This is a genomic window from Salinicola acroporae, from assembly GCF_003206615.1.
GTDB lineage: Bacteria > Pseudomonadota > Gammaproteobacteria > Pseudomonadales > Halomonadaceae > Salinicola > Salinicola acroporae.
Map to the genome: position 1 here is coordinate 179,417 of NZ_PZJW01000005.1, position 17,960 is coordinate 197,376.

Consider the following 17,960-nt stretch of genomic DNA (forward strand, 5'->3'; position numbering starts at 1 on the left):
CTGTCACGGGCTCGCTAGCGGGGTGCCAGCGCCTCCCGCACCGTCGCCTCCCGGCGCCGGGACAACTCCTCGCCCAGCGCCGGTCCACGAAACCCTTCATCGAGCAGGGCTTTGGGCAGGATCTGGGAGGCCAGCCGCCAGGCCAGTGCCAGATCGTCCGCCAGCTCGCCGTCGTCATGGGCGATCAGGGCCAGCAACGGCGAGACGCGCTCGGGCCGTCGCCAGGCGTCGATCCCGTCCAGCCAGGTCATGATCGCGTCGGCACGATCCTCTTCGCCTTCGGGCCGCTGGCCACCGATGCGATGACGCAATCGGCAAGACAGGGACGCCAGCCGCATGGCATCCCGGAAGGCGTTGGGCGCCTTGACGGCATCGTTGAGCCGGGTCTGCTCTTCATCCACGAGGTGCTCGCCGAGCCGCGCCCAGCGCCATAGCGCCACGCTGTGGGAAGCGGATTCGTCGGGGACCGGCTCGAGTCGCGCCAGCGCCTCGGGTAGCGACGGCGTCGCCAGTGGCGGCATCAGCACCGCCAGCGCCCCGCACGCTTCCAGCGTCTGGAAATAGGCGGCAGGGTCGACTTCGCCCAGCGCCTTGTGCGTCTCCGTCCACACCCGCTCGGCGACCAGATACCGCATTTCACCGCTGTCGGTGAGCTGGCGCATCAACGCCATCGTCTCCGCGGCGATGGTGAAACCAAGCTTGCGGTAACGCGCCAGGAAGCGCGCCGCACGCAACACCCGCAACGGGTCCTCGATGAACGCGGCCGAGACATGCCTGAGCCTCCTGGCCGCAAGATCGTCGGCGCCGCCATAGGGGTCGACCAGTTCGCCCGTCGGGGTCTCGGCCATGGCGTTGATGGTGAAATCCCGTCGCGCCAGATCGGCTTCCAGCGTCACCTCGGGGCTGGCGTGCACCTCGAACCCGGTGTAGCCGTGGCCCTGCTTGCGCTCGGTACGGGCCAGCGCGTACTCCTCGTGGGTATCGGGATGCAGGAAGACCGGAAAATCGCGACCGACGGGCTTGAACCCGCGCTGGCGCAGGGCCTCCGGCGTGGCGCCGACCACCACCCAGTCACGATCGCCCACCGGCCAGCCCAAACGGGCGTCGCGAACGGCGCCACCCACCAGGTAGACCTCCAGCCCGTCGAGACGGGGATCGCGGGGCATGCTCATGTCGCGAGACCGCTAGCGTTCGACATGGTCGGGCCGGCGATGCGCCCAGTCGACGAACCCGCCATCCAGGCTGTAGACCTCGTCGAAGCCCTGCCCGGCAAGCCAGGAGGCGGCCTGTTGACTGGAGTGACCGTGATAGCAGACCACCACCACGGGCGTGTCGCCGGGCGTCTTGTCCACCAGTTCCGCCACCGTGGTATTGTCGAGGTGGTAGCTGCCGGGGATGTGGCCCTGGGCAAAACTCATGGGGTCGCGAATGTCGACGAGCTTGAACGAGCGTCCTTCGCTCAGCCACTGTGCCAGCGTCGTCGGATCGAGATGGGCGAAAGACTGGGTCATGAATCACTCCTGAAAAGGCTTGACTGTAGGCGACCGGCAGCGTAACCGCTCATCGGTCTGCCGAGCGGGACGGCACCGAGATCCGCTCGCCGCTATCGAGATCGAGGGCGGTCAGGGACCCGCCCCATACGCAGCCGGTATCCAGCGCTTGCGCGTCAACCCTGGCCCCTGGGGTGCGCCCCTCCAGCGCGGCCCAATGGCCGAACAGCAGCATCAGGTCGTCGGCGCGGGGATAGGTGAACCAGGGAGCATAACCCGCCGGCGCGCTGTCCAGTCCCTCCTTGGCGGCAAAATCCAGGGTGCCGTCGCCGTCGATGAAGCGCATGCGGGTGAAGACGTTGACAATGGCCCGGATACGATCCGTGCCGGTCAGGTCGGGCTCGAAGCGGGCCGGATGGTTGCCGTACATCACGCTCAGAAAAGCATCCACGTCGTCCGATCGCAAGACCGCTTCCGCCTCCGCCGCCAATTCGCTCGCCCGGGCGAGCGACCATCGCGGCAGCAGCCCGGCATGGGTCATCACGCAACGGCGCGCGGGGTCGGCGACCAGCAGCGGCTGATGGCGCAGCCATTCGAGCATCTGGTGCCGGTCCGGGGCTTCGAGAATATCGCTCAGGGTGTCGTTGCGCTTGAGCTTGCCATGGCCCCGCGCGACAGCCAGCAGGTGCAGATCGTGATTGCCCAGCACTACGCTGGCGGCACCGTCCAGCGCGACGCTCCTGCGCAGGCAACCCAGCGAATCGGGGCCGCGGTTGACCAGGTCACCGGCCAGCCACAGGCGATCCCGTGAGGGCGAGAAGTCGAGCTGCTCGAGCAGGGCTTCGAATTCGGCGTGACAGCCCTGCAGGTCGCCGATTGCGTAGGTCGCCATGCGCTTCCTCGTGTTGGTGGTGCGGCTCCGTTGCGCGATCCGCGCCGGCGCAGCGGTGGACGTGAATGGCGATCGTCCGCCGCTCAGTGGACCTGATTGGGGCCGGCCAGGCGAAACGGCGCGATGGCGACATCAAAGGTGGCCTGGCTGGCCAGATCGATACAGGTATAACTGCCCTGCATGACGCCGACGGGACATTCGATCACCGCACGGCTGGTATAGCGAAAGCTGTGCCCGGCGGTGATCGTCGGCTGCTTGCCGACCACCCCGTTGCCCCGCACTTCCTGCACCTTGCCGTGGCCCTGGGTGATCTTCCAGTAACGCGACAGCAACTGCACGCTGCGGTCGGAGTGATTGTGCACGGTCACCGTGTAGCTGAACACGAAACGGTTGTCGCCGGGCGACGATTCGTCCTCGCGAAACGCCGGCTCGACGTCGACGGTGACGGCGGGTGCGATCTCGCTCATGAACACGTCTCCGTGGCGGCAGGGTTCTCGGGCTGGAGACCCGCGAGATGGTTGCTGATGGCGACGAACTCCTCGACCCGCAGCGTCTGTGGCCGACGGCCCGGGTCGATCCCCAGCGCCGCCAGTGCCTCCGCGTCGATCATCCCCTTGAGATTGTTGCGCAGGGTCTTGCGACGCTGACCGAACGCCTCTCTCACCACATCGGCAAAGTGGGCCTCGTCGAGGGCCGGTGAAGGCAACTCGGCATGAGGCGTCAGCCGCACGATCGCCGAATCCACCTTGGGTTGCGGCACGAAGGCGCCGGGCGGCACCACGAACAGCGACTCGACCGCGCAGTGATACTGGGTCATCACCGACAGCCGACCCCAATCGGGCCCGCCGGGCTCGGCGGCAAGGCGCTCGACGACCTCCTTCTGCAGCATGAAATGCATGTCCCGGATGGCGCCGCGGGCCGACAGCAGATGGAAGATCAGCGGCGTCGAGATGTTGTAAGGCAGATTGCCCACGACGCGCAGCGGACGGCCATCCTGCTGCGATAGCGCATGGAAATCGAACTTGAGCGCATCCCCCTCGTGAATCGTGAACTCGGGGTAGTCATAGAACTGCACCCGCAGGCCGGGGATCAGATCGCGATCCAGCTCGATCACTTCCAGCGCGCCGGTAGCCTCGAGTAGCGGGCCGGTCAGGGCGCCCTGGCCGGGGCCGATCTCGACCAGGCGCTCGCCACTGCGGGGCCCGATGGCCCGGACGATGCGCGAGATCACGCCGCCGTCGCGGAGAAAGTTCTGGCCGAACCGTTTCCGGGCGCGAGGCATCGGTGAACGATCGGAGGAGCGTGTAGCCATGACAACAAGATTCCTTCAGTGAGCGCGGGCGGTCATCTGCCGAGCCACCTGCAGCGCGACCCGGAGGCTACCCACTTCGGCCAGGCCGGTGCCAGCGAGATCCAAGGCAGTACCGTGGTCGACAGAAGTGCGGACCATCCCCAGGCCCAGGGTGATATTGGCGGCCTGGCCGAATCCGGCGTACTTGAGTACCGGCAGGCCCTGATCGTGATACATCGCCAGCACGGCATCGGCATGATCGAGATGACGGGGTGTGAACAGCGTATCCGCCGGCAGCGGCCCCACCAGGTCGAGGCCCTCGTCGCGCAGCCGCGCCAACGTCGGCGCGATGACCTCGATCTCCTCGCGTCCCAGGTGCCCGTCCTCCCCGGCGTGGGGGTTGAGCCCACAGACGAGGATCCGGGGCGACGCGATGCCGAAGCGCCGGGTCAGCTCCGCCGCCAGGACCCGGATGACACGAGTCAGGCCCGCGTCGGTGATCGCCTCGGCTACCCGGGAGAGCGGCAGATGGGTGGTCGCCAGCGCGACCCGCAGCGGCCGGGAAGTGCGTTCGGTGGCAAGCATCATCACCACCTCCTCGACACCGCAGGCGTCGCGAAGATACTCGGTATGGCCGGTGAAGCCGGGGTATCCGCCCTCGATGATCGCTCCCTTGTGAAGCGGCGCCGTCACCATGGCGTCGGCGGCCCCCCGCCGACAGGCCTCGATGGCGAGATCGAGCGTCTCCAGCACGTAGCCGGCGTTGGCGGGGTCCAGCCGGCCAGGCGTCGACGGCCTCGCCAGCGACACCGGCCAGACCGGCAGCCGACCGTCGCTGGGCGGCGGCAACTCCGCCCCTGGAGAGACGATCTCGAGTTCGATCGGCCAGCCGAGCAGCCGGGAACGCTCGGCCAGCAGGTCAGGGTCTCCCACGGCGACCACCGTCGCCGCCAGTTGCCGCCAGTCCCGGACCACCGCGAGCGCGAGTTCGGGGCCGACGCCAGCCGGTTCGCCGGTGGTCAGTGCCAATACCGGCAAGGTCATTAGCCGTTGTCGAGACGGTTGTCGATATAGGCGCTGGCGCGAATCTCCTGCGTCCAGGCTTCCAGCTCGTCACTGACCTTGCGCTGGAAGATCGCCTGGCTGGCCTGGTCCCGGGTCATCTGTCCGCTGTCGCCACCACGGGTGTCGATCAGCTTGACCAGGTGGAAACCGCTGGGGCTGCGAATCGGCTCGCTGACTTCCCCCTTGGACAGATCGGGGATCACGTCGGCGAAGATGGAGGGAATCTGCGCCGCCTGGCGCCAACCGAGATCCCCCCCCTGCAACGCCTGCGCGTCATCGGACTCGGCCACGGCCAGCTGCTGGAAGTCGGCGCCCTCCTGCAGTTGCTGATAGAGCTTCTGCGCCTCGGCCAGTGCCTGGGTCACCTGATCCGGCGTCGGCGACTGCGGCACGGCGATCAGGATCTGGGCGAGGTGGTAGGCGACATTGCTGTTCTCGCCGCGCTGCGCCAGAAAACGATCGACCTCGCGATCGGAGACCGTGACTCTGCTGGCGACGCGATCCTGCTGCACTTTTCGTATCAGCAACTCCCGGCGCACCTGCTCACGCACTTCCGCCAGGGTCTGGCCCTGTTGCTCCAGCGTGTTCGCGAACTCGTCCAAGGTCATCCCGTTGTTCTGGGCGATACCGCGCATGGTGCTGTTGAGTTGGGTCTCGTCGATGCTCAGCTTCGCATTCTCGGCCATCTGCAACTCGATCTGTTCGGTGATCATGCGGTCCAACACCTGACGCTCCAGCGCCCGTTCCGGCGGCATCTGGATGTTGTTGGCCTGGAGCTGATCGCGCGCCTGGGCGACCCGCCGTTCGAGCTGGCTATGCATGATGGCATCGTCGTTGACCACGGCGACGATACGATCCAGCTGCACCACTTCCGCCATCGCGGACAACGGCGACAGCAGCATTACCAGCGCCAGGGGGATCCATACTCTAGGACGCATGCCTACCTCTCTTGCTTGATGGAAAGGCGAGCCGTTCGAGCTCGCCGTGAACATGGATTGATCGGAACAGTCGAGTCATCAGAACTGCGTCGCTTCGTAGCCCGGTACCGCCTGGGCGAAGTAGCTGTCGGCTTCCTGGCCGACGCCGCCCAGCCCCTTGAACACGAAGCGCAGGAATAGGCCTCGATCGGTGTAGTCGTCATCGATGGTGTTGGCGGTATCGTTGTCTTCGACCCACTCACGCCATACCACCTGGACCGCGCTGCAGCAGCTGTTGAACTGGACGCCGGCCAGCGTTTCCAGGTCGCGGCTATTGGTGTTGTCGTAGAGATAACGGCCTATCAGGTCCAACGATGAGGTGGCCTTGTAGGCGAACGACACGTCGAAATCCTCGCGACTGTAGTTAAGACGATCCTCTTCGTCTCCCGACGGATCGAACCCTTGGATCTGCCAACGGTAGCCAAGGTTCAAGACATGGCCGGCTGGACTCAGGTACTGGAGATAGGCCGACGCCTTTTCGGTCTTGGAGCGATCGGGGTCGTAGAACCACTCGTAACGCGAGCGCCACTGATCGTTGATACGCCAGTCGAGCTGGGTGATGACCGGTGAACGGTCGCGGGTGGCACGATACCAGTCCTCGTAGTCGGTCTCCTTGTTCGGCAGCGTGTTCGGGTCACCCTCGATATCGATCTTGCGATCCGAGAAGTAGGCGCTCTGCCCCACGGAAAGCGACAGACGTTCGCGACCGGTATCGTCCTCGAGGAAGCGCGTCGAGGCGCCGTAGGAGAGCTTGTTGACATCACCCACCCGGTCGGCCCCGGTGAAGCGATAGGGCGACCAGAGCTGGCTCCACGAGATCGGCAGCTCGTCGGTGTCGAAATCGGGAAACTCCGACTGATTCCGTTCCGGTACGTAGGCGTAGTAGAGCCGCGGCTCGAAGGTCTGCTTCCAATCGCTGTCGAACAGCGTGACATCACGCTGGAAAATCAGGCCGGAGTCGACCGAGTAGACCGGTACCGTGCGCGACAGGCTCTCGTCCCGATCGGTGTCGCGATTGCCGTAGTCGAGCTCGTAGTTGGTCTGCCACAGCTGGAAGCGCGGCTCCAGGAAGCCCCAGCTTGGCTGGGCGCGCCAGCCGATGGCCGGGGTCAGGTTGATACGCGACCCGTTGGCCGCCTCGCGCAGCCGGATCTGGAGGGTATCGCCGGTCTCCTCGTCTTCCCAGAAACCGTCGCTGTCGACGCCATGCAGATCGCGCCAGAAGTAGGTCGCGTTGGAATTCCACTCCTGATAGAAGCCGCTATCCTGCTGCCAGCGGGCATTGGCGGTCAGGCTGGGCAACTTGTAGAACGGCCGATCGTCCTCGTCGAGAGGAAAATCCATGCGCTGATAGCCCTGGGCACGGGCATCCAGATGCCAGGTGGTCCCCTGATAGCTCAGTCGTGCCAGGCGCTCGAGGTACTCGGTATCCTGTTCGCCGAAGTCACGCCCGAAGTCGTCGAAATAGCGCCCATCGCTGGCGGCGCCGTAACGCATGGCGTAATCCAGCCGGTCGCTGAAGTAGCCATAGTGGCTGTAGTCGATGTACCAGCGATCCTCCCCGTCGAAGGCATCGTTGGGATCGTTGGGGTTGTCGTTCTCGCCGCCATTGTCATTGGGCAGATAGGCGCCCTCGATGGACCCCTGGTCGCTGCCGAACAGATAGCGAAACTCGCCGCCCAGCATGAAGCCGTGGTCGGAGATGACCCGTGGCGTGAGGGTCGCATCGTAATTGGGCGCCAGATTGAGGTAGTACGGCTGGCTGTAGTCGAGCCCGTCGCTGGAGAGCCCCACGGTCGGCCACAGAAACCCGCTCTGGCGGCGATCGTCGATGGGAAAGCGGACCCACGGCCAGTAGAAGACCGGCACGTCACCCATCTCGAGTCGCGCATTGGAAGCCGTGCCGAAGCCCTGCTCGCGATCGATGGTGACGTCGCTGCCCACGATCCGCCATAGTCGGCTATCCGGGGCACAGGTGGTGAAACTGGCTTCGGTCATGCGATAGCGGCCGTCGTCGAGACGTTGCATCGACTGGGCATCCCCGCGCAACCGCTGTTCGTGGACGACGTAGTGGGCGTCATCGATGCGCGCCGCATCGCTGTCCAGCGAGACCTGGCCATCGTCACCGCGCACCAGCATGCCCGGATAGCGGATCGTCAGGGGGCCATCGGCGAAGGCGGTGTCCCGGGCAGCATTGACTCGCACCCGTGGCGACTCCAGTTGGCTTTCGCCGCGCCGCAGCACCACATTGCCCCCCAGTATGGTCTCGCCATCATCGCCGTACTCGGCCGATCCCGAGTTGGACAGCACCTCTTCGGGGGTCTTGCCCTCGGGCAGCAGGTAGCCAGGTTCGATATAGCGACCACCGCAAAGCGCGCCAGCCGGGGCCTGATCCCCCCACGGAGACCAATCCAGCTGGTCCGCCGGTAGGGGGGCGGGGGGCGCCGCCTGGGCCGTCGATGAAATCAGGCCGGTGAGGGCAGTCCAGACCAGTCGCTTGCCCATGTCCTCTATGTCCTTGCCGAGTGAAGCCGGTATTATACAGACCTCGACGGGAGTTGCCGCGAAGCCATTCCTTGTTGAGCCGTCTGGACGCCGCGCGGGCGCGTCGCAACCTCGGCGGAGGCCAGGCCGAGTGCGATGGTGTCCGAACGCGGCATTGATCGCTGGCCGCCGGATGCTACCCTGTCGCGCTCCTGGCGCACCGCTCGATACCGTGAAAATTGGCGCGGCGATTCCGGATTAGCGCCCAGCATGCGGTGCCAGTTCCGGCCCGTCAACTCGCGGCAAGCGCTGTCATCGGCAGTGCGCCGCCACGCTCTCTCATTATCAGCGGAAGCCTGCATGACCCTGCGCCTGGATGCTCTTCGCCACTGGATCGCCGCCCAGCATCGGCTGTCACCGGAAGCCTGCCAGCTGGAAACGGTGGCTGGCGACGCCAGCCTTCGCGGCTACTGTCGCGTCACCTTACCGGACGGTGCGACACGGATCGTCATGGACGCGCCGCCGGCGCTGGAGGACAGCCGGCCATTCGTGACCATCGGCCGCGAGTGGCGCGAGGCCGGCCTGCCGGTACCTCGACTGCACGCCGTCGACCTGGAGTCGGGATTCATCGAGCTCGACGATCTCGGCAACGACAGCCTTCACCACCACTTCGAGACCGAGTCCGGCACACGTCAGGGGACATCGCAGGCGCTGGCGCTGCTCGACGAGATCGAACGACTCGCGCCGGTTGCCTCGCTGCCCCACTACGCCACCGACTTTCTCGAAGAGGAGATGGACCGCTTCCCCGACTGGGGCCTGACCCGCTGGCTCGGCATCGAGACGCCACCGCAGTGGCCCGAGGTCAAGCGCCACCTGCTCGCCCATATCGCCAGGCTCCCCACCGTCGCCGTACACCGTGATTTCGACGCCATGAACCTGATGATCCACCGGGAGCGGCTCTGGATCATCGACTTCCAGGGCGCGCTGGCCGGCCCCCTGGGCTACGATCTGATTTCCCTGCTGCGGGGTCGCTATCACCGCTGGTCACGCCAGGATATGGACCGCTGGATCGAGGATTTTCGCCAGCGCTGCCTCGCGGCGGGGCGAGTCGGCCCCGACCTGGACGCCGAGGCGTTTCGAGCCGCTGTCGAGGCGATCGGCGCCCAGCGTCAGCTCAAGATTCTGGGCCAATTCTGTCGCCTCTTTCTGCGCGACGGTAAACCCCGCTACCTCGACTGGCTACCCCATTTCTACGGGCATCTCGACGAGGGGCTGGCGGCACTGCCCGCCCTCGGCGAGTTCCACCGCTGGCTGCGCGAAAGCTACCGCCCGGCGATGGCAGCGTGCCTGGCCCAGCACCATGCCAACCGCGACCAGGAAGCCTCGTCATGAAAGCGATGATTCTCGCCGCCGGCTTAGGCACCCGGATGCGACCGCTCACCGACCACTGCCCCAAGCCGCTGCTGACGGTCGCCGGCAAGCCGCTGATCGTGCATCACCTCGAGCGGCTGGCAACGGCAGGCATCCACGACATCGTGATCAACGTCAGCTATCGCGGCCAGCAGATCATCGACGCCCTGGGCGACGGCGAGCGCTACGGCGTCTCGCTTCAATTCAGCGTCGAACGGACGCCGCTGGAGACCGCAGGCGGATTGCGTCAGGCATTGCCGCTACTGGGCGAAGCGCCGTTCATCCTGGTCAACGGCGACGTCTGGACGGATTTCCCGCTCGCACGCCTCGCGCTCGCCACTGACGACCTCGCCTCGCTGGTGATGGTGGATACGACCGACTTCCACCGGCGGGGCGATTTCCATCTCGACGCCCAGGGCCGGCTGCATGTCGATGGCGAGCCGCGGCTGATCTACGCCGGCCTCGGCGTCGTTCACCCCGAACTGGTCGCCGACCTGCCGGCCGGAGAGGCTATCAAGCTGGCACCACTGCTGATCGACGCGATGCAGGCGGGCCGCGTCGGTGGTTGGCACCACCGCGGCGACTGGGTCGATGTCGGCACGCCGCAGCGCCTGGCCGAGCTGGAAGCACGACTCAACCAAGGGTGACGAATCCGGACACCACCAGCACTTGTCCGGAGTGTTATCCTGCCGCCATCGACAACCGAACGATCCAACGACAAATCCCAGTAAGGAATCCTTGCCATGAAAGCCACAGTCAAATGGACCGACGGCCGCCAGTTCGTCACCGAATCCGGCAGCGGCCACAGCGTCGTCATCGACGGCAACCCGGATCACGGTGGCCGCAACACCGGGCCGAGGCCCATGGAGATGGTGCTGATGGGTCTAGGCGGCTGCACCTCGTTCGACGTGATCCAGATCCTCGAAAAGGCCCGCGCAGAAGTCACCGATTGCGTCGCCACGCTGGAAGCGGAGCGCTTCGACGGCACCCCCAGCGTCTTCACCAAGATCCACGTCCACTTCGTCGTCACCGGCAAGGGATTGAAGGACGCCGTGGTCAAGCGCGCCGTCGACCTTTCCGCCGAGAAATACTGCAGTGCGTCACTCATGCTGAGCAAAGGCGGGGTGGAGATCACCCACGACTACGAGATCGTCGAGGCCTGAGCCACGACAATCCGCCCGCGCCCGCGATGTGCCGTAAAAGAAGAAAGCCAGCGACCCTTGTCGCTGGCTTTCTTCGTAGCTCGTAGCTCAGATCCGATAGACGCTCTTGGTCATCACCTTCGACATCAGCCGCATACCCCACTTCACCGATAGCGGGAAGCGACTGCCGCCGGACTCCAGCGCCCAGCGTTCGTGCTGCGCTTCGTCGATACGCATCTGCTCGAGCACCGCCCGCGAGCGCTTGTCGTCGATCGGCAGCTTGCGCAGATGGGACTCGAGATGCCGCCCCACCTGCTCTTCCGTGGCGGCGACGAATCCGAGGCTGAGCCGGTCGCCGATCGCCCCGGCGACCGCGCCCAACCCGAACGAAGCCGCGTAGAACGCCGGATTGAGATAGCTGGTACGACTGTCGAGCTCCTGCAGTCGCTGATCGCACCAGGCCAGATGATCGATCTCCTCCGCGGCCGCCTCTTCCATGCGCTCGCGGGTTTCGGTCAGCTTGGCCGTCAGCCCCTGGCCCTGGTAGAGCGCCTGGGCGCAGACCTCACCGGTGTGGTTGATCCGCATCAGCCCGGCCACATGATGGCGCTGCTCGTCGTCGAGCGCGCCAGCCGGCTGGACGTTGGCCGGCGACGGCCGGCTCGGCTGGGCCGCCTTGGGCACCAGCGTGCGCAGCACCGTATCGAACTGGTGGATCAGGTTGTCGGCGCGGGAAATCTTGCGAGTCATCGGAACCTCCTTGTTGACGCCACTCGGACGAGCAGACCGGTTGTCAGCCTGGCGGCCACTGCATGCGACGCCCGCCCAGCAAGTGCATGTGGATATGATAGACCGATTGCCCGCCCGCCTCGTTGCAGTTCATCACCACGCGATAGCCCTCCTCGGCGAACCCGAGCTCCTTGGCCAGCTTGGCGGCGGTGTACTGCAGCCGGCCGACCAGCGCCAGATCGCCCTCCTCGATGTCATTCAAGGTGGCGATGGGCTTCTTGGGGATGATCAGGATGTGCGTGGGTGCCTTCGGATCGATATCGTTGAAGGCAAGCACCTCGTCATCCTCGTAGACGATATCCGCCGGTATCTCGCGATCGATGATCTTGCTGAAGAGTGTCGGTTCCATGAAAGCTCCTGATGTCGGCGTGAGGGATCGGTCGGCGGCCAGGCTCAGCGGAAGCGACGCTGGGCCAGCAGTTGGCGCACCTGGGGCGCAAGGATCAGGTCCATCGCCAGCGACAGGCGCGCCCCCGGGACGACCAGCGTGTTGGGGCGGCTCATGAAGGCATCATGAATCATGGTGACCAGGTAGGGGAAGTCGACGGCCGCCGGATCCCGGAACCGGATGACCACGAACGATTCGCCATCGTTGGGCACGTCCTGCAGCTCGAATGGATTCGAGGTATCGACCGTCGGTACGCGCTGGAAATTGATGTGCGTGCGCGACAGCTGGGGCTGAATGTAGCGCACGTAGTCGTGCATGCGCCCCAGGATGGTGTCGATGACCGCCTCCTGGGAGTAGCCGCGCAGCTTGGTATCGCGATCGATCTTCTGCAGCCATTCGAGATTGATCGTCGGTGCCACCCCGATCAGCATGTCGACGTGCCTGGCGATATCGACCTCGTGGGTCACCAGGCCACCATGCAGCCCCTCGTAGAGCATCAGGTCCGTGCCGCTGGGAATCGGCTGCCAGTCGGTGAAGGTCCCGACCTGCCAGCCCGCCTCGATCATGCGCTTGTCCTCGGCATGAATGTAGTGGCGATAGGTGCCCTTGCCGTTTTCGCCGTACTCCTGGAACAGCGCATCGAGACGGTCGAGCAGGTTGGCATTGACCGAGAAGTGGGACAGTTCCGCCTTGCGCTCCGGCTCGACCTGCAGGATCTGCGCCAGTTCCGCCCGCGAGTAGCGATGGAAGGCGTCACCGTCAATGAACGCGGCATGTACGTCCTCGCGAGCGAACATCCGCTCGAAGGTACGCTTGACCGTGGTCGTCCCCGCGCCAGAGGAGCCTGTCACCGCAATGATCGGAAATTCACGCGACATGCAGAACCTCGTCATTCAGCATGCTCGACCGGCTAGCGCGAAAACCCGCCACAATGCCGCGGCGACTCGCGCGTTCGAGTCGCTCTCCGACCGTTGATCGATGCCTCACTTGCTGCATGGCGGATTTTCCTTGTTTCTAGAGCGACCGGTTTTTCACGACGGCTGATGCTCTCGGGCGATGGCGCGATAAGCGATATCGCGCCGGTACTCGGCGCCGGGCCAGCGCACCACGTCGAGACCGGCGTAAGCCTGTGCCGCCGCGGCGCCGACCGTCTCGCCGAGAGCGGTAACACATAGCACGCGCCCACCGCTGGTGACGACGCGACCATCGTCGCTCATGCGGGTACCGGCGTGGAAGACCTTGCAGCCGGCTGCGTCAGCCGCCTCGAGTCCGGTGATCTCGTCACCCTTGCGGTAGCTGCCGGGATACCCCTCCGCCGCCAGCACCACGCCGACGGCGGCACGTGAATCCCACTCGCACTCGACCTGATCGAGCTGACGCGCGAGCGCCGCCTGGCACAGCACCACCAGATCGCTTTTCAAGCGCATCAGGATCGGCTGGGTCTCCGGGTCGCCGAAGCGGCAGTTGTACTCGATCACCCTGGGGGCGCCTTCGGCGTCGATCATCAGTCCGGCATAGAGAAAACCGGTGTAGGGATGCCCCTCGCTGGCCATGCCACGAACGGTGGGCAGGATCACCTCGTCCATGATGCGCCGGTAGACGCTCTCGGTGACCACGGGGGCCGGCGAGTAGGCACCCATGCCGCCAGTGTTGGGGCCGGTGTCGCCATCGCCCGCCCGCTTGTGGTCCTGGCTGGTGGCCATCGGCAGCACGTGCTCGCCGTCGACCATGACGATGAAGCTCGCTTCCTCGCCGTCGAGAAACTCCTCGATCACGACCCGCGCCCCGGCGTCGCCAAAGGCGTTGTCTTCGAGCATGTCGCGAATCGCCGCTTCGGCTTCGGCTTCGGTCATCGCCACGACCACACCCTTGCCCGCCGCCAGGCCATCGGCCTTGATCACGATCGGTGCGCCCATCTGCTCGAGATAGGCCAGGGCGGGCGTGACATCGCTGAAGGTTTGATAGTCGGCGGAAGGGATCGCATGGCGCGCCAGGAAGTCCTTGGTGAACGCCTTGGAGCCCTCGAGCTGGGCGGCGCCCTCGCTCGGGCCGAAGATCGCCAGTCCGGCCGCCTGGAACGCATCGACGACGCCGGCGACGAGAGGGGCTTCCGGCCCGACGATCGTCAACTCGACGGCGTTGTCGCGGGCGAACGCGATCAGCGCCTCGCTCTCCATGACGTCGATGGCCACGTTGGTCAGGCCGGACTCCCGCGCGGTGCCGGCATTGCCCGGCGCCACGAACACCGTCTCGACCTGCGGCGATTGCGCCACCTTCCATGCCAGCGCATGTTCGCGCCCGCCCCCGCCAATGATCAGAACCTTCATCGCTCGCCTTCTTCTGGAACTGTGACTGAATGCATGGGCGCATTATGTCAGAAAGGCCAGGCGCTCGCCGCTGTGTTCAGGCTCCCCGGCTTCAGGCAGAATGATCGCCCTGCCCGATCCTCTGCCACGATGCGCCGATCCGCTACCTCATGAACCTGATTCTGCTGCAGCCCGACGAGTGGCTGGACGACACTCACGCCACCGTTCGTGATCCGCGCCGCCTGCGCCACCTCGTCGACGTCCACCGCGCCGCACCCGGCGACAGCCTGACCGTGGGCGCCCTGGATGGCCTGATGGGCCGCGGGGAACTGCTCGCGTTGAGCGACACCGAAGCGCGGTTCCGGGTCACCCTCGACCGCGAGCCACCGGCGCCACTGCCGGTCCATCTGCTGCTGGCGCTGCCCCGCCCGCGGATGCTGGCTAGGACGCTGGAGCACGTCTCGGCGCTCGGGGTCAAACACGTGACCTTGATGCACACCCGACGTGTCGAGAAGAGCTACTGGCAATCCCCCGAACTGAAGCCGGAGAAGATCCGCCAGCACTTGCTGCTCGGGCTGGAACAGGCCCGCGATACCCGGCTGCCGGAGATCACGCTGGAGACCCGTTTCAAGCCGTTCGTGGAAGATCGACTGCCAGCCCTGCTCGAGGGCCAGCGTGGGCTGCTGGCGCACCCCGGACTGGCCCAGGCCTGCCCTCGCGCCATCACCGAGCCGACGCTGCTGGCGATCGGCCCGGAAGGCGGCTTCGTCGATTACGAGGTCGAAAAGTTCCTCGAGCTGGGCTTCGAGGGGATTCATCTGGGAGAGCGCATTCTGCGCGTGGAAACCGCCGTTACCGCGCTGCTCGCGCGACTCTTCTGAGGCGACGATCCACCCCATCGGATAGCCGTGCCCACGGCGGCGACGGGCGGAAGCTGAGGCGCCGCCGTCCCGGCGCCATCGCCTCGGTGGCGCAGGGCATCAACCCGCCGATGCCCGAACCCTCGATGAATATCGACCCAGCCAGCTCGCGGGATCGCGAATCAGCTCGATACCGAGAAACCGGGCCGCGGTGACGCCGAGATTATCGAGCAGGCGAGCACTATCCGGGTCCAGCGTCGGGAAGAAGGTGCCGTCACGGGAGTCGTACAACCAGCACAGCACGGGGACCCGGGCACGACCGGCGGGAACCGCCAGCTTGAGCCGCCGATAGAGATCCGCCACGTCGAGTCGGACCGTATCCACCCACAACAGCCACACGGCCGGAGACATCCCCGTCTCGTGCTCCCCCTGCGCCAGCCAGGTTCTGCCTTCCGGGGCGGGCAGCGCGGCCAGTGCCCGCCTCAGCGCATCGTCCCCCGGCTCGCCGACCACTCGTAGGCAGATCGCACCGGGGCTCAACCGGGCGCGCAAGCCGGCCGCCTGGTCGCTCACGCCGCCACGGCCACATCGGCAGACGTGACCACTCCCGCCCGCGCCAGCGCGGCATGCGCGCTCAGCGTATCCATGAGCGCCTCCAGCAGCGCCTTGGGACGCCGTCCACAGCGACGCTGGGCAATTCCCGACAAGCTGGCCCGGACATCCATCGCCCAGGCCTGCTCCTCTTCGCTCAGCCGTAGCGCCAGCGCTGCCAGCATCGCGGCCAGGTGCCAGCGCTGCTCGCTGTCGTGGGTCACCAGGCCGCGATCGACCAGGATCCGATCCGCCTGCCGTGTCATGCCGGGCAGGGCATCGCCGGCAAACGCCGCGGGCAGCCGCGAGGCGGCATCGAACCCGGCTTGTGCCGTGCCGAGCCAGTAACGGCTCGCCAATCGGCGGCCGTCGTCACGGTCGCGGACTTCGCCATGCCAGGCCACGACTGGCAGAGCGTGCTGATCCTGGCGACGCTGGCTAAGGCTCGTCTCCAGTCGCATCACATGAAGGTCCGCCGCGCGGCCCTGATGGCGCACCGCCCATTTGCCGACCTTCTCGCCCAGCGCCATCGCCTGCGATAGCGCCAGCCATTCGCCAGCGTGACGCAAGCGGCGACTTCCCGTGACCGATGCCAGCCAGCCCTGCCCCTGACTATCGAGGTCCTCGAGCTCGGCGACATTCGGCAACTGCGCGAACAGGTGCCAGCCGACGCCGAGCGGCCGTGCCCACTCCAATTGCCCGCGCTGGCCGGCCGGTAGCCGATGGCGCGGCCAGGCCAGCGGCTGCGGCATACCGTGGTGGTCCAGCGAGACCAGCGGCATCGCCCGGTCGCCACCGCTGACATTGCCACTCTTGGACCAGAACAATGCGTGGGAATGCCGACTGGAGGCCACTAGCCGCTGCTGAGTCATGTCGTCCATGAGCCGCGCAAAATCGCCGGAGGCGGCCCCGACGCGATTGGCGCGATGCCAGACCTGTTCGAGCAGCGCCATGCCCAGGTTGTGCTGCCTCAAGGTAGCGAGCGTCGTCTCCAGCGCACCGCCCTGGCGGAGCACTCCACGGGAGAGCGCCTGCTGGCGGGCCCGCGGCAATGGCAGCGTCTCCATTTCCCGAAGCTCGTCGAAGGGTGACTCTCCCGCCAGCGACAGCGCTTCGGCGAGCAGCGCATCGGCCTCCACCCGCTCGAGATCTTCCGGCACGCGTTGACCGCGGGAGACGTAACAGAGCTTGAGACGATGCCGCATGACCACGTCGAGCACGCTGCCCAGTCGCGCCGCCTCGTCGAGCTTGGTCAGGATGCAGCCCCACAGCGGCGCCCCGGCATCCAGCGACGCCTGCTGCCAGGCTTCGATGACCTGCGCCAGGGTATCGCCATGGCTGGCCGCGTTGAGCACCAGCACGCGTCTTGCCGGCGCGGGCCCCTCGGCCAGGCGTGAGATCTCCCCTACCAGCCGCTGGTCACGCTGACTCATGCCGACGGTATCGATCACCGTCAGTTTTTTCCCCGCGCTGCGTGACAGCAGGGCGCGACGTGGCTGCGTCAGTCTGGCGACCAGCTCTCCCAGGTCGCCATCCTCCTCGAGCGCGTGGACCTCGGTTCCCAGTAGCCTGGCGTAGATTCGCAACTGCTCCGCGGCGCCGATGCGGTAGCTGTCGGTGGTCACCAGGGCCACGTCCTTGGGTCCGTGGCGCATCACGTAACGAGAGGCCAGCTTGGCCGTGGTGGTGGTCTTGCCGACACCGGTGGGGCCGACCAGCGCGAACACCCCGCCATCGGCGAACAGCGCCTCCTCGTCCTCCAGCCATGCCAGCCGCGAGCGCAGCTGGCGCAGCAGCCAGGCCTCAACGACGGGAGATTCGGGCGCCTCCTCGCGCAGCTCCTCCGGCGGGTCCTGGAGAATGTCCTCGGCCAGCGATGCACTGAACCCCGCCTGCATCAGGCGTCGGCGTAACGAAGCCGTGAGCGACGGGGAACCGGTTCGCGGAGACGAGGCGTTGTCGCGAAGCAGCGCGCGCACGTCATCCAGCAACCGGCGGTTGAGCGCCTCGAGCGTCTCCACCGTGGGCGTGGCGGCAGGCTCCGGCAGGGCGGTCGCCGCGGGACTCACCTGCGACTCGAGACCGGCCAGCGCCTGCTCATGGGCCTGCTCCGGCATGGCGATGATTTCGACACCCCCTTCGACCGCGCGGTTGGAGAGGATCAGCACCTGATCCCCCAGTGCCGATCTCACCTGACGCATGGCCTCGCGGCTGGTACTGGCTATGAAACGTTGGACGCCCATGACTTCCTCGATGGTTCGGGGCAGTCCGCCGG

The 17,960-nt window shown here is 66.3% G+C and carries 18 protein-coding genes; 4 read left to right on the plus strand and 14 right to left on the minus strand.

What is annotated here, in order from left to right; genetic code table 11:
* Positions 1–14: 14 nt before the first annotated feature.
* From DOM54_RS08910 to DOM54_RS08945, 8 genes are all read right to left on the minus strand, one after another.
* Positions 15–1,172: a tRNA nucleotidyltransferase/poly(A) polymerase-related protein gene (locus tag DOM54_RS08910; protein WP_110716003.1), complete on the minus strand. Its 1,158-nt coding sequence runs from the start codon at positions 1,170–1,172 to the stop codon at positions 15–17.
* Between the two features lie 12 nt (positions 1,173–1,184).
* Entirely contained in the window at positions 1,185–1,511 is a 327-nt protein-coding gene (gene glpE, locus DOM54_RS08915) for a thiosulfate sulfurtransferase GlpE (RefSeq protein WP_110716004.1), read from the minus strand.
* 49 nt (positions 1,512–1,560) lie between these two features.
* On the minus strand, positions 1,561–2,382 hold the full coding sequence (locus tag DOM54_RS08920; protein WP_110716005.1) for a symmetrical bis(5'-nucleosyl)-tetraphosphatase: 822 nt from the start codon (positions 2,380–2,382) through the stop codon (positions 1,561–1,563).
* Between the two features lie 83 nt (positions 2,383–2,465).
* Positions 2,466–2,849, minus strand: a complete 384-nt coding sequence (gene apaG, locus DOM54_RS08925) for a Co2+/Mg2+ efflux protein ApaG (RefSeq protein WP_110716006.1) — start codon at positions 2,847–2,849, stop codon at positions 2,466–2,468.
* Positions 2,846–3,694: a 16S rRNA (adenine(1518)-N(6)/adenine(1519)-N(6))-dimethyltransferase RsmA gene (rsmA, locus tag DOM54_RS08930; protein ID WP_110716007.1), complete on the minus strand. Its 849-nt coding sequence runs from the start codon at positions 3,692–3,694 to the stop codon at positions 2,846–2,848. Before rsmA ends, apaG begins: the two co-directional genes overlap by 4 nt.
* Positions 3,695–3,709: 15 nt before the next feature.
* On the minus strand, positions 3,710–4,717 hold the full coding sequence (pdxA, locus tag DOM54_RS08935) for a 4-hydroxythreonine-4-phosphate dehydrogenase PdxA (RefSeq protein WP_110716008.1): 1,008 nt from the start codon (positions 4,715–4,717) through the stop codon (positions 3,710–3,712).
* Positions 4,717–5,676, minus strand: a complete 960-nt coding sequence (locus tag DOM54_RS08940; protein WP_110716009.1) for a peptidylprolyl isomerase — start codon at positions 5,674–5,676, stop codon at positions 4,717–4,719. The genes pdxA and DOM54_RS08940 overlap by 1 nt, the downstream gene beginning before the upstream one ends.
* Positions 5,677–5,754: 78 nt before the next feature.
* Complete coding sequence (locus tag DOM54_RS08945) at positions 5,755–8,220, minus strand: LPS-assembly protein LptD (protein ID WP_110716010.1); 2,466 nt, start codon at positions 8,218–8,220, stop codon at positions 5,755–5,757.
* 339 nt (positions 8,221–8,559) lie between these two features.
* Between DOM54_RS08945 and DOM54_RS08950 the strand changes: the two genes are divergently transcribed.
* From DOM54_RS08950 to DOM54_RS08960, 3 genes are all read left to right on the plus strand, one after another.
* Entirely contained in the window at positions 8,560–9,591 is a 1,032-nt protein-coding gene (locus tag DOM54_RS08950) for an aminoglycoside phosphotransferase family protein (RefSeq protein WP_110716011.1), read from the plus strand.
* Positions 9,588–10,256: an N-acetylmuramate alpha-1-phosphate uridylyltransferase MurU gene (gene murU, locus DOM54_RS08955; protein WP_110716012.1), complete on the plus strand. Its 669-nt coding sequence runs from the start codon at positions 9,588–9,590 to the stop codon at positions 10,254–10,256. Before DOM54_RS08950 ends, murU begins: the two co-directional genes overlap by 4 nt.
* 96 nt (positions 10,257–10,352) lie before the next feature.
* Positions 10,353–10,772, plus strand: a complete 420-nt coding sequence (locus DOM54_RS08960) for an OsmC family protein (RefSeq protein ID WP_110602569.1) — start codon at positions 10,353–10,355, stop codon at positions 10,770–10,772.
* 87 nt (positions 10,773–10,859) lie between these two features.
* Here the strand turns inward: DOM54_RS08960 and coq7 are convergent, their stop codons facing one another.
* From coq7 to purD, 4 genes are all read right to left on the minus strand, one after another.
* A complete protein-coding gene (coq7, locus tag DOM54_RS08965; protein WP_110716013.1) occupies positions 10,860–11,501 on the minus strand; it encodes a 2-polyprenyl-3-methyl-6-methoxy-1,4-benzoquinone monooxygenase in 642 nt (213 codons plus the stop codon).
* A 43-nt stretch (positions 11,502–11,544) separates the two neighbouring features.
* Positions 11,545–11,889: a histidine triad nucleotide-binding protein gene (locus DOM54_RS08970; RefSeq protein ID WP_110716014.1), complete on the minus strand. Its 345-nt coding sequence runs from the start codon at positions 11,887–11,889 to the stop codon at positions 11,545–11,547.
* A 44-nt stretch (positions 11,890–11,933) separates the two neighbouring features.
* Complete coding sequence (locus DOM54_RS08975) at positions 11,934–12,806, minus strand: phosphoribulokinase (RefSeq protein WP_110602564.1); 873 nt, start codon at positions 12,804–12,806, stop codon at positions 11,934–11,936.
* A gap of 153 nt (positions 12,807–12,959) precedes the next feature.
* Positions 12,960–14,255: a phosphoribosylamine--glycine ligase gene (gene purD / locus DOM54_RS08980; protein WP_110716015.1), complete on the minus strand. Its 1,296-nt coding sequence runs from the start codon at positions 14,253–14,255 to the stop codon at positions 12,960–12,962.
* Between the two features lie 149 nt (positions 14,256–14,404).
* Between purD and DOM54_RS08985 the strand changes: the two genes are divergently transcribed.
* Complete coding sequence (locus DOM54_RS08985; RefSeq protein ID WP_110716016.1) at positions 14,405–15,115, plus strand: 16S rRNA (uracil(1498)-N(3))-methyltransferase; 711 nt, start codon at positions 14,405–14,407, stop codon at positions 15,113–15,115.
* 99 nt (positions 15,116–15,214) lie between these two features.
* On the opposite strand, the gene DOM54_RS08990 is transcribed toward DOM54_RS08985, so the two are convergent.
* Together DOM54_RS08990 and flhF are read right to left on the minus strand one after the other, a co-directional pair.
* Positions 15,215–15,667, minus strand: coding sequence for a hypothetical protein (locus DOM54_RS08990; protein ID WP_110716017.1), 453 nt, complete (start codon positions 15,665–15,667; stop codon positions 15,215–15,217).
* Positions 15,664–17,928, minus strand: coding sequence for a flagellar biosynthesis GTPase FlhF (gene flhF / locus DOM54_RS08995; protein WP_110716018.1), 2,265 nt, complete (start codon positions 17,926–17,928; stop codon positions 15,664–15,666). Before flhF ends, DOM54_RS08990 begins: the two co-directional genes overlap by 4 nt.
* Between the last annotated feature and the right edge of the window lie 32 nt (positions 17,929–17,960).

Bases quoted from the DNA above. Each gene is read 5' to 3' on its own strand.
- DOM54_RS08910 (WP_110716003.1), bottom strand. From the start codon at position 1,172: ATGAGCATGCCCCGCGATCCCCGTCTCGACGGGCTGGAGGTCTACCTG.
- glpE (WP_110716004.1), bottom strand. From the start codon at position 1,511: ATGACCCAGTCTTTCGCCCATCTCGATCCGACGACGCTGGCACAGTGG.
- DOM54_RS08920 (WP_110716005.1), bottom strand. From the start codon at position 2,382: ATGGCGACCTACGCAATCGGCGACCTGCAGGGCTGTCACGCCGAATTC.
- apaG (WP_110716006.1), bottom strand. From the start codon at position 2,849: ATGAGCGAGATCGCACCCGCCGTCACCGTCGACGTCGAGCCGGCGTTT.
- rsmA (WP_110716007.1), bottom strand. From the start codon at position 3,694: ATGGCTACACGCTCCTCCGATCGTTCACCGATGCCTCGCGCCCGGAAA.
- pdxA (WP_110716008.1), bottom strand. From the start codon at position 4,717: ATGACCTTGCCGGTATTGGCACTGACCACCGGCGAACCGGCTGGCGTC.
- DOM54_RS08940 (WP_110716009.1), bottom strand. From the start codon at position 5,676: ATGCGTCCTAGAGTATGGATCCCCCTGGCGCTGGTAATGCTGCTGTCG.
- DOM54_RS08945 (WP_110716010.1), bottom strand. From the start codon at position 8,220: ATGGGCAAGCGACTGGTCTGGACTGCCCTCACCGGCCTGATTTCATCG.
- DOM54_RS08950 (WP_110716011.1), top strand. From the start codon at position 8,560: ATGACCCTGCGCCTGGATGCTCTTCGCCACTGGATCGCCGCCCAGCAT.
- murU (WP_110716012.1), top strand. From the start codon at position 9,588: ATGAAAGCGATGATTCTCGCCGCCGGCTTAGGCACCCGGATGCGACCG.
- DOM54_RS08960 (WP_110602569.1), top strand. From the start codon at position 10,353: ATGAAAGCCACAGTCAAATGGACCGACGGCCGCCAGTTCGTCACCGAA.
- coq7 (WP_110716013.1), bottom strand. From the start codon at position 11,501: ATGACTCGCAAGATTTCCCGCGCCGACAACCTGATCCACCAGTTCGAT.
- DOM54_RS08970 (WP_110716014.1), bottom strand. From the start codon at position 11,889: ATGGAACCGACACTCTTCAGCAAGATCATCGATCGCGAGATACCGGCG.
- DOM54_RS08975 (WP_110602564.1), bottom strand. From the start codon at position 12,806: ATGTCGCGTGAATTTCCGATCATTGCGGTGACAGGCTCCTCTGGCGCG.
- purD (WP_110716015.1), bottom strand. From the start codon at position 14,255: ATGAAGGTTCTGATCATTGGCGGGGGCGGGCGCGAACATGCGCTGGCA.
- DOM54_RS08985 (WP_110716016.1), top strand. From the start codon at position 14,405: ATGAACCTGATTCTGCTGCAGCCCGACGAGTGGCTGGACGACACTCAC.
- flhF (WP_110716018.1), bottom strand. From the start codon at position 17,928: ATGGGCGTCCAACGTTTCATAGCCAGTACCAGCCGCGAGGCCATGCGT.